This is a genomic window from Ramlibacter sp., from assembly GCF_036383835.1.
Classification (GTDB): Bacteria; Pseudomonadota; Gammaproteobacteria; order Burkholderiales; family Burkholderiaceae_C; genus Ramlibacter.
Genome location: NZ_DASVNN010000065.1, coordinates 1 through 13,234, shown reverse-complemented (window position 1 = coordinate 13,234; position 13,234 = coordinate 1). Strand labels below are relative to the sequence as shown.

Sequence of the window (13,234 nt, the reverse complement as noted above, 5' to 3'; positions counted from 1 at the left end):
TTCGAGCACATCGAGTATTTCCCGTTCGGGGAGACGTGGGTGGAGGAGAGCAGCAACACCCAGAGGACGCCGTATCTGTTCACGGCGAAAGAGCTCGATGAGGAAACCGGGCTGTATTACTTCGGGGCGCGGTATTACGACACCGCGGGTGAGTGTTTGGCAGAGTGCGGATCCCATCTTGGAGAAGTACCTTCCCATAGCGAGTCAAGAAGAAAACGCGAGGCTGCCCGGCATGGGCGGCATCTACAACTCGCGAAATCTTGGCCTCTTCACCTACGTACATTTGAACCCGATTAAGTTGATTGATCCAAATGGAACGGATGCGAGAAATAGGCTTGGCGCACGCAACGAATGGCGAGCAATGGAGGCAGTGCTGGCTAAAACGGGGGAGATTGCGCTTGTGGCCCCAGGCGAACATGGTGGCGCGGACTTCATCACTTACTCGCCCAAAGATCAAGAGCTCAAGTTCTACGATAACAAGGCTTCCTCAACCGGCCGAACAATCAATGAAGCAACGGGTATCCAGAAAAATCGCGATCCGCTTAACCTGCAGCGTGCACAGGAGGCAGTGGATGCGCTTAGGGAGGAAGGTCATCTGTCCAAAAAGGAGCATGCGGCGATCACAAAATCTGTGAAGGAAGGTAATGTAGGTCGCATCGTCACCAACATGACGGATAAAAATAAGATCCAGGCACGCGAGGGAAGCGGATTGGCGAAAAAGGGTCTTGGTTGGATGAGTCTAGTTAAGACCCTTATACCGGGCCTTGTCACTGCGGAGCAGGTGCGAGGAACGCTGTCCCCTGAGACGCCGGCGTGCCAGGCTACAAATTGCGCACAAATGAATCCCGAGTAATGGGGGATGTAGATGACCTTGCACAAGCCTGAGCCGATCGACCCTCTTGTTCTACGGTATTGGGAAAAAGAGCGGAGCGTGCTTGAGCGTGAAAAAAACGATACCTATCGTCCGGGTTGTTCCGAAAGAGAACTCGGGGACATGGTGCGAAATCGGCGCGGCCTTCTTGGCAGCTCAGAGCGCGAGTACGCCCATGGGCTGAGATATATCGCGGCTGGCCTTGTCGACGAAGGGCTGAAACATGCTCGCTTCGCTGTCCGTTTTGGAGAGCTGGCTCAGGACGTTGAAGACTTGGGAATCTACAACGACAGTCTCCCACCGGACGACTTGCGGCGCCAGTCTCGCGAGACTGGTCTGGCGCGGCTTCACGCAAGTCTCTACTGGGGCAAATGGATGCTGGGTGAACCGACCGCGCAGGCGCATCTGGAACTCAGCCTCCAAAGTACGAAAATCTACTGGGAGGAGGTGCCCCCCCAGACGCCAGTGACCGACCCTGGCGACCAAAGCATCGGTCTTTGGGGGACCGTGGTGCCTTTTTTGCGGATAGGCTGGGTCGAGGACGCAGCACGCTGGTTTCGCCTCGTGGTTGGGCCTAAGCCGATGAGCGTGAGAGAGACTGCCCGCACTGCCTCTTATCTTGATCGCAGACCGGCCATCCAACTTAGCAGCAATGCGATGATGTTAAGAGCTTACCTTCAGACGCTGCTGGCGTGGTTGTCCGAGAGACGGGAGAGTGAGGAGCGGGCGCGCAGCGCATCAGACACCTTCCACTTCACCATTTCGCGTTGGGGGCACAATGAGCGCAGCGTGCAGGGACGCCTCTGGAATCAGTTCTTGCGTCGGGAGCATGTCGAGCTAGCGCAGCTGCGTGCACAGTACTTCACGCACGAGATCGATCCGATTGCAATTGTGCAGTCGATTCGAGGCATGCCTCTTGTTGTCCCATCCAACCTCTGACCGAGAAGCTCCTATCAACAGAATTGGTGGGAGAAATTGCGATCAACGCGGCGACGACGCAGTACGCCTACGACGCGCGCAACCGGCGGCTCGCGAACCTGAACGCGACGACGCAGGGCCAGGCGATCGAGCAGAAGAAGACCAGCTACGACTGGACGTACGTACGGCAGCACGCATCCGCATGCGCCCACGCACCTGGGCGAGCGCACGTACAAGTACGACGCCAACGGCAACCAGCTCGGCTGGGACAACGACAGGAACGGGACGCGGCGCAACATCGTGGGTGCTGATGCGCGTTCAGCTGAGCCCTGACGGAAAGCAGGTCCTGATCACCGCGGCGGCGCCAGACAGGAGGAACCCGCTCCAATCCGTAGTGACGTTGCGGTTGGCCCCCCGTTCGCTGGTGAGTGTTATGGGGGTCAGATTCCAATTAAAACCATGATGGAGCGGAACTCCGACCTGGTACGTGCGTCCCGGAGTTTTCGGTCTGGATGCAAACGTGCAAGTGAGGTCCGTCGGCGCCTGACCCCCTCAGGGGCTTTGATATCGATGGGGATATTGGGGATATTGGGGTCAGATTTCAATTTCGCCCATTGGGCGCAAGCAAATGTCCGGGCCTGCGTCAGACATGTTGATCAACGACGTATGGATTGATCCAGAATGCCAAGAACATTCGCGCTGCAACGCTTTAACAAGCCGTACGTCAAAAAATCGGCGGCCATTCTGATAGCCGCCGTCCTGCTGTCTCCATCGGTCTTGACCGCCTTGACTTCCACTGAGATCAATTTCGAATTGAGCTTGGTGGCAATCTTGCTTGGCGTCTTATCGGTGCGACGGTACAGAGGGGCGCGGTACGTGATCTGTATTTGCGTTGCCCTTCTACTCACATTCCCGCCTTTTCCGCTTTGGCTGCACAGTGATGGTGTCGGGGGAATGCGTATCTACTGGAGTCAAGAAGTCATTGATAGAGCTCCGGGATTCAGGACCTTCCTATTTCTCTGGAACATTGTTGGAAGCGTCTGTCTTTTTAAGCTTCTGAACGAGACCGTCGCTCTGCCCTCCACGTCGCCAAAGGGCTGAGACTTAGCGGGTCGCATCTTCCTGCGCCTGGCGAAGAACAACTACCCCAACTTCCCCGGCAACGACGTGACGTACCAGTACGGCGCGCCGCGCGCCGCGCGCACCGTTCAACCGCGCCGGCCGCATCGTGCAGGTGGACGACGAAAGCGGTCGCGAGGAGCGCTTCTACGGCAGGCTGGGCGAGATCGTGAAGGAGATCAAGACGATCGCCTCCGACACGCAGGGCGACGGACCGAACAGCCCGGAGGTCCGGACCACCGAGTACCTGTTCGACACCTTCGGCCGCCTGCAGCGCCTGGTGTACCCGGGCGGCGAAGTGCTCTCCTACGCCTACGACGCCGGCGGCAATGTGAAGTTCGCGCAGGGCGTGGGCTTCAACTACCTCACGCGCCTGGAGTACGACAAGTTCGAGCAGCGCCGTTTCAAATCTACGTCTCAGATCAGTACGACGTTCTTGGAGGCCGTGCAAAAGCTGAGGGAAAATCACCTCGCCTAGACAAGGAAACATTTGTCGGCAGGATGATGAAGAGGTGGCGACACAGCCGCGAGAAGCCGACCAGCGCAAGGCTATAGAAGGGATCATTCACGATATGCGACCGGACTGAAGGGAGTACGAAGTGAGAATCCACTGGCGTATGGCGGGAACTGCTTTTCTCGCGCTATTCATGGCCGTCGTGGCTGGCTGTGGCTCAGGCTGTTCGGTGACCTCCTCGGGGAAGGAGTACCGGTTGAGAGATCCACAGGAGTTCCGCGCCTATGGACGCAGATGGACCTTGACGTTTTTGGAACGGACGGACTCCGAGTACTATTTCTTCGGGATTACGGCCGGCGGTGCACCGCGCTACCGGAGTCTGCTCTATCTCGTTCCAGAGGACGGAAAGCGCATTGAACTCCACGACAGAATATTTGCTCTTCAGCGTGATGGCTCGGTCAAGCGGGTCCGGGATTGTTGTGGCAACTATGAATCCGGGTCAGTACCTGTTTTTCAGGTGAACGACCAGCTTGTCATGCATGTGCGTGCCGCTCCCGACAAAGTGACCGACTGCGCCGCTTACGGTGCAAACCCTAGCAGGTCAGGCACGGCGTTGTTCTTCGGACGATTTGACCCAGGCTCCCAACGCGTCGTCCTCGATTCCTTCTTCCCCGGCCTGAGAAGTGGAGATCAAGATACTCCGACCCGTTCACCTGATGACTACTATCGCTTGCTTTATCAGAATCGCCTGCCATTGAATTGCCAATAGGCAAGCAACGCCGGCGGCAACCCGGGCGCCTTCAACGCGGCGTTCGACACGATCCAGCCGACGCGCACCGAGTACGACGTCATGGACCGCACCACGCGCACGGTGCTGCCGGACGACACCGTCACCACGATGCAGTGCGGCGACCGCGACGGCGTCACGCAGTTCCGCACCATCGTCACGGACGCCAACGGCAAGCGCAAGGCGACCCTGTTCGCGCTGTCGAATCTGTGGATGGCGCGAAAGCAATTGATGGCCACGGCGGGAGTAGTCCGTCTGAGAACAGAGTGAGGCGAGGAATGATGTCAAGACTTCCTGAAAATGCGCCTCGAATGGCGCATTTGGTGGTCACGCGTCGATTCGAATCACCGGGCATGCGCGTGAAGCGACCTTGTTCAGAGAAAGCACGTGTGGGCGGGGATCTCGCGGATTGCAACGAGCCTGGTGCCGGGCGTGAAACCTGTGGGCTCCCAGACTAGCCGCTCGCCGGCAAAGCCCGCCGATACTGCACCGCCTCCGCCACATGCACCACCTCCACCCCACCTGACCCCGCCAGGTCTGCGATCGTCCGCGCAACCTTCAGCACGCGATGCGTAGCTCGCGCGCTCCATCCCAGCTTCGCCGCGGCCGACCGCAGGAACTCCCCCGCCTTGTTCGCCAGTCCAACTTGCTGGTCGATCTCCTCCCCATGCAGCGCATGGTTCTCCTTGCCCTGTCTCTGCACGGCCCGCCGCCGCGCCGCATTGCAACGCGCCTGCACCGACGCGGTCGCTTCCCCTGCCGGCGCCCCGAGCAGTTCGTCCGGCCCCAGCGCCGGCACCTCCACATGCAGGTCGATGCGATCCAGCAGCGGCCCGCTGATGCGCCCCTGGTAGCGCGCCACCTGCTCCGGGGTGCAGCGGCAAGCCCGCCCTGACCCCAGCCAGCCGCAGGGACACGGATTCATCGCGGCCACCAGTTGAAAGCGCGCCGGGAACTCGCTGCGCCGCGCCGCCCGCGCGATCGTGATGCGGCCGGTCTCCAGCGGTTCGCGCAGGGCCTCCAATGCGGAGCGCGGGAACTCCGGCAGTTCGTCCATGAACAATACGCCGTGGTGCGCCAGCGAGATCTCGCCGGGCCGCGGCGGCGAGCCGCCGCCCACCAGCGCCACTGCGCTCGCGGAGTGATGCGGCGAACAGGTCGGCCGCTGTGCCCACTGCTGCAGCGAGAAGCGACTGGACAGGCTCGCCACCGCGGCGCTCTCCAGCGCTTCGCGGATCGTCATCGGCGGCAGCAGGCCGGCGAAGCGCTGCGCCAGCATCGACTTGCCCGCGCCCGGCGGCCCCACCATCAACAAACTATGGCCGCCTGCCGCCGCGATCTCCAGCGCTCGCCGCGCGCCGGCCTGTCCCTTCACATCGGCGAGGTCCGCGTAGAGCGCAGCCACCGCCGGCGGGTTCGGCGCCAGCCGCACCCAGCCTTCGCCGTTTTCCACCGCGTCGTCCTGGCCGCGCGGCGCGAACTGCCGCACCGCATCGAGCAGGTGCCGCAGCCGCACCACCTTTGCATCCGGCACCAGCGCGGCTTCTTCCGCGCTCCCCGGTGGCAGCACCAGGCAGGCGTCGACGCCGCCCGCGTGCAGCGCCACGCTGGTCGCCAGCGCGCCGCGGACCGGCCGCAGTTCCCCTGATAAAGAGAGCTCGCCGGCGAACTCGTGCCCCGCCAGCCGCGCCCCGTCGATCTGCCCGCTCGCCGCCAGGATGCCCAGCGCGATCGGCAGGTCGAAGCGGCCGCCGTCCTTGGGCAGTTCGGCCGGCGCCAGGTTCACGGTGATCCTCTTGTTATGGGGGAACTCCAGCCCGCAGGTAAGCAGGGCCGAGCGCACGCGCTCGCGGGCCTCCTTCACCTCGGTATCCGCCAGCCCCACCAGGGTGAATTGGGGCAGGCCGTTGGCCAGGTGCACCTCGACGGTGACGGCGGCGGCCTCCAGCCCGACCAGGGCACGGCTTTGCACCAAACACAGGCTCACGTCGTCGTTCCTCCCGTTTCGGGTGCATGGCGGCCCCGGCTGCGCGCAAATCGATCGCAGCGGCACCGGCGTGGTGCGGCCCGCCCGTTCCGCACCGATTCGGATACCTCAACGGGGCGGGAGGGCCCGGCGCCGACGGGAATATTCCTCCGTGTTGTGGATGGCACGGCTCCTGCTATCCGACCTCTGCATCACATCTAACGAACGGAGAACCCCGAAATGAAGAAACTGAAACTGGCCGTGCTGGCCTCCGCTTTCCTGGCTTCGGGCGCCGCCCTGGCCCAGGCCAAGCCTGCCGAGCCCGACTACACCCTGTCGTTCAACGTCGGTGCCGTCACCGACTACCGCTATCGCGGCATCTCCCAGTCGCGCCTGAAGCCCGCCCTGCAGGGCGGCGCGGACTTCTCGCACAAGAGCGGCTTCTACGTCGGCACCTGGGCGTCCACCATCAAGTGGATCAAGGACGCCGGCGGCGACGCCAACGCCGAGGTGGACCTCTATGGCGGCTACAAGACGACTGCCGGCCCGGTCGGCATCGACGTCGGCGTGCTGCGCTACATCTATCCGCACTCCGACCTGGCGATCAACCCCGACACGACCGAGCTCTATGCGGCCGGCACCTGGGGCCCCGCCACGCTGAAGTACTCGCACGCGGTCACCAACCTGTTTGGCTTCGCCGACAGCAAGAACAGCTCCTACATCGACCTCAGCGCCACCTTCGAGACGGGCGTGTGGGGCCTGTCGGTCACGCCGCACATCGGCCACCAGAAGGTGAAGAACAACGGCGACTTCTCCTATACCGACTACTCGATCACGGTGTCCAAGGAGTTCGTGCCGGGCCTCACCGGCAGCCTGATGCTCGTCGACACCAACAACAACAACTACCGCGGCCCCGCCCCCGACTCCAAGAACCTGGGTCGTGCCGGCGCGGTGCTGGGCGTGAAGTACACGTTCTGAGGCGCAATCCCAAAGGAGCAGGCATGAAACTCGTCACCGCCATCATCAAACCCTTCAAGCTCGACGAAGTGCGCGAGTCCCTCTCGGGGATCGGCGTGCAGGGCATCACGGTCACCGAGGTCAAGGGCTTCGGCCGCCAGAAGGGCCACACGGAGCTGTACCGCGGCGCCGAATACGTCGTCGACTTCCTGCCCAAGGTGAAGATCGAGGCGGCGGTGTCCGACGACCTGGTGGACCGCGTGATCGAAGCCGTGGAGGGCGCCGCCCGCACGGGGAAGATCGGCGACGGAAAGATCTTCGTGTACGACCTGGAGCAAGTCGTCCGCATCCGCACCGGCGAGACCGGCAAGGAAGCGCTCTAAGCATTTCACCCCAATACCAAGAGAGCACCGACATGAGGAAATTTCTCGCTTCCCTGGCCGTGGGCCTGGGACTCCTGATCGGCAGCGCCGCCGCTGTCGCCCAGGCGCCCGCCACGCCGGCCGCTGCACCCGCAGCCACCACTGCCGCTCCCGCGCAGGCCGCCCCCGCGGCCGCTGCTCCTGCTGCTGCCGCGCCCGTCGCGGCGGCGGCCACCGCGGCTCCGGCCGCGGCCACCACCGCTCCGGCGCCCGTGCCCAACAAGGGCGACACCGCCTGGATGACGGTCGCCACCCTGCTGGTGCTGCTGATGATCCTGCCCGGCCTGGCGCTGTTCTACGGCGGCCTGGTCCGCAGCAAGAACATGCTGTCGGTGCTGATGCAGGTCTTCGTGGTCACCTGCATGATCTTCGTGCTGTGGGCCATCTACGGCTACAGCGTGGCGTTCACCGCGAGCAACCCGTTCATGGGCGGCTTCGGCAAGATCTTCCTCTCGGGCATCACGCCCGACTCGGTGGCCGCGACCTTCAGCAAGGGCGTCGTCATCCCCGAGCTGACCTTCGTCGCCTTCCAGGCCACCTTCGCGGCCATCACCTGCGCGCTGATCGTCGGCTCCTTCGCCGAGCGCATCAAGTTCTCCGCGGTGCTGCTGTTCTGCGCGCTGTGGTTCACGTTCGCCTACCTGCCGATCGCCCACATGGTGTGGTACTGGGACGGCCCGGACGCGATCACCGACGCCAAGTCGCTCGACGCCGTGACGGCTGCCGCCGGCTGGCTGTGGGCCAAGGGCGCGCTCGACTTCGCGGGCGGCACCGTGGTGCACATCAACGCCGGTGTCGCCGGCCTGGTGGGCGCCTTCGTGATCGGCAAGCGCATCGGCTACGGCAAGGAAGCTCTGGCGCCGCACAGCCTGACCCTCACCATGGTGGGCGCCGCGCTGCTGTGGGTGGGCTGGTTCGGCTTCAACGCCGGCTCCAACCTGGAAGCCACCGGCACCGCCTCGCTGGCCTTCGCCAACACGCTGTTCGCCACGGCCGCCGCCACGCTGTCGTGGTGCGCCGGTGAAGCCCTGTCCAAGGGGAAGGCCTCGATGCTGGGCGCTGCTTCCGGCGCCGTCGCCGGCCTGGTGGCCATCACTCCCGCCTGCGGCTTCGTCGGCGTGATGGGCGCGATCGTGATCGGCCTGCTGGCCGGCCTGGTCTGCCTGTGGGGCGTCAACGGCCTCAAGCGCCTGCTCGGCGCCGACGACTCCCTGGACGTGTTCGGCGTCCACGGCGTGGGCGGCATCCTGGGCGCGCTGCTGACCGGCGTGTTCGCTTCGCCCTCCCTGGGCGGCACGGGCATCTACGACTACGTGGCCAACAAGGTGAACCCCGACTACTCGATCGGCAACCAGGTCTGGATCCAGTTCCAGGGCGTGCTGACGACGATCGTCTGGACCGCCGTCGTCTCCTTCATCGCCTACAAGGTGGTGGACCTGCTGATCGGCCTGCGCGTCTCCGAGGAAGACGAACGCGAAGGCCTGGACATCAGCAGCCACGGCGAGACGGCGTACAGCCGCTGACCGAAAGCGAAACGCGGCGCGCGGAGGCACGCCGCGCGCCGCGAACAAGCAAGATCTCCTTTGGATGTTGGGCCCGCTTCGGCGGGCCTCTTTTTTTGGATCGGGGAAAACGCCAACATCCGGACGCAGAGGACGCAAAGACTACGCAGAAGTCGCAAAAGGACAGCCCACTCAGTTGGATGTTCCTTTCTGCGTTCTCTGCGAAACCTCTGCGGCCTCTGCGTCCGGAAGTTGGTCTTTCCAGAGACGCGAGATCAAGCCGAACGGAACCGCAGCCGCACGCCGTTCTCGCTGCGCTCGATGTGCGCGCCCTCCGCCACGGCGAGCGCGCCGATCTCGTCCCAGCCCAGCGGCCGGTAGGGCGGCAACGCGCCGTCGCCATCCGGTCCCGACGCCTGCACCACTTCCACCTGCACGGCGGGGGCTTCGCGCTCGGCGCGCACCACGATTTCCGCCGGTGCCTGCGCGTCGTCGCTCAGGCCGAACAGCACCGCAGGCAACAGCGCGCGGATCGCCGCCTGCGAGACCTGGTGCCCGTGATCCCCCGCTTCGTGGCGCAGCTGGAATCCGCGGAAGCTGAAATGGCTCCCCAGCAGCGCGATGCATTCCTCGATGCTCGCGTCCAGCGACGCCACCTGCGCCGCATCCGGCGCCAGCCAGCTCACCACGTCGAGGTTGGCGTGCACCGCGCTGCGCGCGAAGTCGTTCACCTTCCCCATGTCCTGGCCGATGCGCGCCATGTCCGGCGTGGTATCGCGCAGGCGGCGCTCGATCACCTGCGTGATCAGGCCGATCGGCTGCAGGTGCACGACCATGCGGTGGCGCATCGCCAGCGTCAGGCGGCGCAGCAGCGCGTAGCGGGCGGCCTCGACGCGCCGCAGCCCGACGTCCGGCTCGGGGGAATGCATGGAACGATGGTAGCGTGATGCCCGCACGGCCGGGCTGGGCCGTGGGCACAATGGACGCCGACCGACAAGGAGACAAGCGCCATGATCGAACTGCGCGCCGGATCGCTGCGCTGCGAGCTGCATCCGCAGCTCGGCGGTGCGGTCGCCGGGTTCTGGCTCGACGGCCAACCGGTGCTGCGCTCGACTCCCGCGGCGCAGCTCACCTCCGCGCGGCTGGCCGGCTCCTATCCGCTGGTGCCGTTTTCCAACCGCATAGGCCGCGCCAACCTCGAGTGGCAGGGTACGCAGCATCCGCTGGTGCGCAACAACGGCGACGAGCCGCATGCGATCCACGGCGTCGGCTGGCAGCGCGCGTGGGGCGTGCTGGAGAACGACGACACGTCCGCGCTGCTCGCGTACGAGCACCGGCCCGATCCGTCCTGGCCCTTCGCCTTCGATTGCTCGCAGACCTTCCGCCTCAGCCCGCAGGGCCTGCAGATGACGCTCGCCATGACCAACCAGTCGGCCCAGCCTGCACCCGCGGGCCTGGGCTGGCATCCCTACTTCACCAAGCGGCCCGCGAGCCACCTCCGCTTCGCCGCTGCCGGCCGCTGGGAGATGGGGACGGACAAGCTGCCGACCGAACGCAAGCACTCGACCGGCCTCGATGCCGATGCCGCGACCCTCGACGTCGACCACTGCTTCGACGGCTGGGACGGCCTGGTCGAACTGCGCGACGAGGTGATGCTCGTGCGGGTGCGCTCCGAGCTCACGCGCCTGGTCGTGTTCACCAACGCCACGCGGCCCTTCGTCGCGATCGAGCCGGTGAGCCACGTCAACAACGCGGTGCACCTGTTCGCCGCCGGCGTGTCCGCGCAGCAGCTCGGGCTGCACATCCTGCACCCCGGCGAATCGATGATGGCGCAGATGACGATCGAGGTGGAGGCGGTGCGATGAAGTGGGAAGTGGCGGTCCGCGAGGCCGACGAAGTCGGGGAGTCGCCGTTCTGGCACCCCACCGAACGGCGCCTGTACTGGGTCGATGTCGCGGGCAAGTGCGTGCGACGCTGGGATCCCGCCGGCGGCGCCTCCGAGCGCTGGGCCTTGCCGCAGGAGCCGGGCTGCATCGCACCCGCGAAAAGCGGCGGCCTGGTGCTCGGACTGCGCGACGGCATCTACCGCGCGCGCAGCTGGGGCGGGGCGCTCGTGCCCATCGTGCGTTTCCAGCACGCGGAGACCACGCGCTTCAACGACGGCAAGGCCGATCCCGCCGGCCGCTTCTGGGCCGGCACCTATTACGAACCCAAGGACGCGCGCAAGGCGGACCTCTATGCCTTCGACTGCCGGCCCGACAACGGCAACGGCGGCAAGCCGCTCGTGCAGCTGAAGGCGCACAACGCGACCAGCGCCAACGGCCTGGCGTGGTCGCCCGATGCGCGCACCGTGTACTGGGCCGACACGGCGCAGCACGTCATCCACGCCTGGGATTTCGAGCCGCACGCCAGCGTGATGCGGCGGCATCGCGTCTTTCGCCAGTTCCCGCCCAAGCCGGCCGGCTGGAAGCCGGGGCAGGGTGGCTATGGCGGGCGGCCCGACGGCGCGGCGGTGGACGCGGAAGGCTTCTACTGGTGCGCGATGTTCGAGGGCGGCCGGTTGCTGCGGCTCGCGCCGTCCGGCGAGATCGCGGCGGAGATCGAAGCGCCGGTGCGCTGTCCCACCATGCCCTGCTTCGGCGGGCCCGACGGCCGCACCCTGTACCTCACAACGGCGCGCCACGGCCGCCCCGCGGACGAACTGCGGGCCCTGCCCGAATCCGGCTGCGTGTTCGCCGCGCGGGTGGAGGTGCCGGGCCTGCCCGCCAATTTCTTCATCGACTGAGGCGCAAAAAATTTCAGTCCGGCGCGGCGAGGCCGCCTGGCCGCGTGCCCGTAACATCCCGCCCATGGACTCCGCTCTCGCCGCCCTCGTCGAACGCATCCGCGCTGCCGCGGCGGACGGCACGCCCCTGCGCATCCGCGGCGGCGGGACCAAGGACTTCCACGGCGAGCGCCTGCAGGGCGAATTGCTGGACACGCGCGTGCTGCGCGGCGTCGTGAATTACGAACCGAGCGAGCTGGTGGTGACGGTGCGCGCCGGCACGCCGCTGGCGGAACTGGAGCAGCTGCTGGCGGGCTCCGGCCAGTGCCTGCCGTTCGAGCCGCCGCACTTCGGCGCGGGTGCGACCGTCGGCGGAATGGTCGCGGCGGGGCTGTCCGGTCCCGCGCGGGCCAGCGTCGGCGCGGTGCGCGATTACGTGCTGGGCCTGCAACTGGTCAACGGCCGCGGCGAGGAAATGGTGTTCGGCGGCCAGGTGATGAAGAACGTCGCCGGCTACGACGTCTCGCGGCTGATGGCCGGCGCGATGGGCACGCTGGGCCTCATCACCGAGGTGAGCCTCAAGGTGCTGCCGGTGGCGCCGGCCGAAGCCACGCTGCGCTTCGAGATGACGCAGGCCGAGGCGCTGCGCAGCCTCAATGCCTGGGGTGGCAAGCCGCTGCCGCTGAATGCGAGCCGCTGGCAGCAGGACGGCGGAGCCGCCGTGTTGTACCTGCGGCTGCGAGGCGCGATCGCCGCGGTGGAAGCGGCCCGTCGCGCGCTCGGTGGCGAACGCCTGGTCAACGAACCGGCGGCGGCCGACTGGCGGGACTGCCGCGAACAGGCGCTGCCCTGGTTCGCCGAGCGCGGATCGCGCGACCTCTGGCGGCTGTCGGTGCCGCAGACCGCGCCGGTGCTGGACCTGCCGGAGCCGCCGCTGGTCGAATGGCACGGCGGCGAGCGCTGGGTGCGGGTGGCGCCGGAGCAGGGCGTGCGCGTGCGCGACGCGGCGCTGGCCGTCGGTGGCCACGCGACGCTGTTCCGCACCGCGCGCGCGGAAGCGGGCGCGCGCACGACGCCGCTCGCGCCGGCGCTGGCGCTGGCGACCATCCACGCACGCCTGAAGAAGCAGTTCGATCCGGCGGCCATCTTCAACCGCGGCCGTCTCTACCCGGATCTCTGATGCAGACCCATCTCTCCCCGGAATTCCAGGGCACGCCCGAAGGCGCGGAGGCCGAGGCCATCCTGCGCAAGTGCGTGCACTGCGGCTTTTGCACCGCGACCTGCCCGACCTACCAGCTGCTGGGCGACGAGCTGGACGGCCCGCGCGGCCGCATCTACCTCATGAAGCAGGTGCTCGAAGGCGCCGAGCCCACGCGCGCCACGCAGCTGCACCTGGACCGCTGCCTGACCTGCCGCAACTGCGAGAGCACCTGCCCGAGCGGCGTCGACTACGGGAACCTGGTCGACATCGGCC

The 13,234-nt window shown here is 66.0% G+C and carries 15 protein-coding genes; 13 read left to right on the top strand and 2 right to left on the bottom strand.

Going from position 1 to position 13,234, the window contains the following annotated elements:
• Nucleotides 1-9 precede the first annotated feature (9 nt).
• The 6 genes from VF522_RS24530 (at nucleotide 10) to VF522_RS10950 (ending at nucleotide 4,419) form a co-directional block, all read left to right on the top strand.
• Entirely contained in the window at nucleotides 10-297 is a 288-nt protein-coding gene (locus tag VF522_RS24530) for an RHS repeat domain-containing protein (RefSeq protein WP_414709498.1), read from the top strand.
• Entirely contained in the window at nucleotides 233-853 is a 621-nt protein-coding gene (locus VF522_RS10970; RefSeq protein WP_330908298.1) for a hypothetical protein, read from the top strand. The genes VF522_RS24530 and VF522_RS10970 overlap by 65 nt, the downstream gene beginning before the upstream one ends.
• 12 nt (nucleotides 854-865) lie before the next feature.
• Entirely contained in the window at nucleotides 866-1,810 is a 945-nt protein-coding gene (locus tag VF522_RS10965) for a hypothetical protein (RefSeq protein WP_330908297.1), read from the top strand.
• Between the two features lie 1,213 nt (nucleotides 1,811-3,023).
• Nucleotides 3,024-3,386: an RHS repeat domain-containing protein gene (locus tag VF522_RS10960; protein WP_330908296.1), complete on the top strand. Its 363-nt coding sequence runs from the start codon at nucleotides 3,024-3,026 to the stop codon at nucleotides 3,384-3,386.
• A 121-nt stretch (nucleotides 3,387-3,507) separates the two neighbouring features.
• On the top strand, nucleotides 3,508-4,131 hold the full coding sequence (locus VF522_RS10955) for a hypothetical protein (RefSeq protein ID WP_330908295.1): 624 nt from the start codon (nucleotides 3,508-3,510) through the stop codon (nucleotides 4,129-4,131).
• A gap of 81 nt (nucleotides 4,132-4,212) precedes the next feature.
• On the top strand, nucleotides 4,213-4,419 hold the full coding sequence (locus tag VF522_RS10950) for a hypothetical protein (protein ID WP_330908294.1): 207 nt from the start codon (nucleotides 4,213-4,215) through the stop codon (nucleotides 4,417-4,419).
• A 184-nt stretch (nucleotides 4,420-4,603) separates the two neighbouring features.
• On the opposite strand, the gene VF522_RS10945 is transcribed toward VF522_RS10950, so the two are convergent.
• Nucleotides 4,604-6,136 carry a YifB family Mg chelatase-like AAA ATPase gene (locus VF522_RS10945; protein ID WP_330908293.1) on the bottom strand — a complete coding sequence of 511 codons (1,533 nt, stop codon included), beginning with the start codon at nucleotides 6,134-6,136 and terminating at the stop codon, nucleotides 4,604-4,606.
• A gap of 219 nt (nucleotides 6,137-6,355) precedes the next feature.
• On the opposite strand from VF522_RS10945, the gene VF522_RS10940 reads away from it, so the two are divergent.
• From VF522_RS10940 to VF522_RS10930, 3 genes are read left to right on the top strand one after another with little or no spacing between them, the layout of a single operon-like run.
• The gene (locus tag VF522_RS10940; RefSeq protein ID WP_330908292.1) at nucleotides 6,356-7,093 is read left to right on the top strand and encodes a TorF family putative porin; all 738 of its coding nucleotides are present in this window, start codon (nucleotides 6,356-6,358) and stop codon (nucleotides 7,091-7,093) included.
• Nucleotides 7,094-7,116: 23 nt separating this feature from the next.
• Entirely contained in the window at nucleotides 7,117-7,455 is a 339-nt protein-coding gene (gene glnK / locus VF522_RS10935; RefSeq protein ID WP_330908291.1) for a P-II family nitrogen regulator, read from the top strand.
• A gap of 32 nt (nucleotides 7,456-7,487) precedes the next feature.
• Entirely contained in the window at nucleotides 7,488-9,017 is a 1,530-nt protein-coding gene (locus tag VF522_RS10930; RefSeq protein WP_330908290.1) for an ammonium transporter, read from the top strand.
• A 254-nt stretch (nucleotides 9,018-9,271) separates the two neighbouring features.
• Here VF522_RS10930 and VF522_RS10925 read toward each other — a convergent pair whose 3' ends face one another.
• Nucleotides 9,272-9,925, bottom strand: coding sequence for a hypothetical protein (locus tag VF522_RS10925; protein ID WP_330908289.1), 654 nt, complete (start codon nucleotides 9,923-9,925; stop codon nucleotides 9,272-9,274).
• A gap of 81 nt (nucleotides 9,926-10,006) precedes the next feature.
• Here VF522_RS10925 and VF522_RS10920 point away from each other — a divergent pair, with 81 nt between their 5' ends.
• From VF522_RS10920 to VF522_RS10905, 4 genes are all read left to right on the top strand, one after another.
• A complete protein-coding gene (locus tag VF522_RS10920) occupies nucleotides 10,007-10,861 on the top strand; it encodes an aldose 1-epimerase (protein WP_330908288.1) in 855 nt (284 codons plus the stop codon).
• Nucleotides 10,858-11,781, top strand: a complete 924-nt coding sequence (locus VF522_RS10915) for an SMP-30/gluconolactonase/LRE family protein (RefSeq protein WP_330908287.1) — start codon at nucleotides 10,858-10,860, stop codon at nucleotides 11,779-11,781. The genes VF522_RS10920 and VF522_RS10915 overlap by 4 nt, the downstream gene beginning before the upstream one ends.
• A 64-nt stretch (nucleotides 11,782-11,845) precedes the next feature.
• Nucleotides 11,846-12,940, top strand: coding sequence for a glycolate oxidase subunit GlcE (glcE, locus tag VF522_RS10910; RefSeq protein ID WP_330908286.1), 1,095 nt, complete (start codon nucleotides 11,846-11,848; stop codon nucleotides 12,938-12,940).
• Nucleotides 12,940-13,234: 4Fe-4S dicluster domain-containing protein (locus tag VF522_RS10905; protein WP_330908285.1), on the top strand; the 295-nt coding region annotated here is incomplete at its 3' end. The genes glcE and VF522_RS10905, both read left to right, overlap by 1 nt.

Coding starts and splice junctions, on each gene's coding strand:
- VF522_RS10950 (WP_330908294.1), top strand. CDS start 4,213: ATGGACCGCACCACGCGCACGGTGCTGCCGGACGACACCGTCACCACG.
- VF522_RS10940 (WP_330908292.1), top strand. CDS start 6,356: ATGAAGAAACTGAAACTGGCCGTGCTGGCCTCCGCTTTCCTGGCTTCG.
- VF522_RS10965 (WP_330908297.1), top strand. CDS start 866: ATGACCTTGCACAAGCCTGAGCCGATCGACCCTCTTGTTCTACGGTAT.
- VF522_RS10920 (WP_330908288.1), top strand. CDS start 10,007: ATGATCGAACTGCGCGCCGGATCGCTGCGCTGCGAGCTGCATCCGCAG.
- VF522_RS10925 (WP_330908289.1), bottom strand. CDS start 9,925: ATGCATTCCCCCGAGCCGGACGTCGGGCTGCGGCGCGTCGAGGCCGCC.
- glcE (WP_330908286.1), top strand. CDS start 11,846: ATGGACTCCGCTCTCGCCGCCCTCGTCGAACGCATCCGCGCTGCCGCG.
- glnK (WP_330908291.1), top strand. CDS start 7,117: ATGAAACTCGTCACCGCCATCATCAAACCCTTCAAGCTCGACGAAGTG.
- VF522_RS10915 (WP_330908287.1), top strand. CDS start 10,858: ATGAAGTGGGAAGTGGCGGTCCGCGAGGCCGACGAAGTCGGGGAGTCG.
- VF522_RS10930 (WP_330908290.1), top strand. CDS start 7,488: ATGAGGAAATTTCTCGCTTCCCTGGCCGTGGGCCTGGGACTCCTGATC.
- VF522_RS10970 (WP_330908298.1), top strand. CDS start 233: ATGGGCGGCATCTACAACTCGCGAAATCTTGGCCTCTTCACCTACGTA.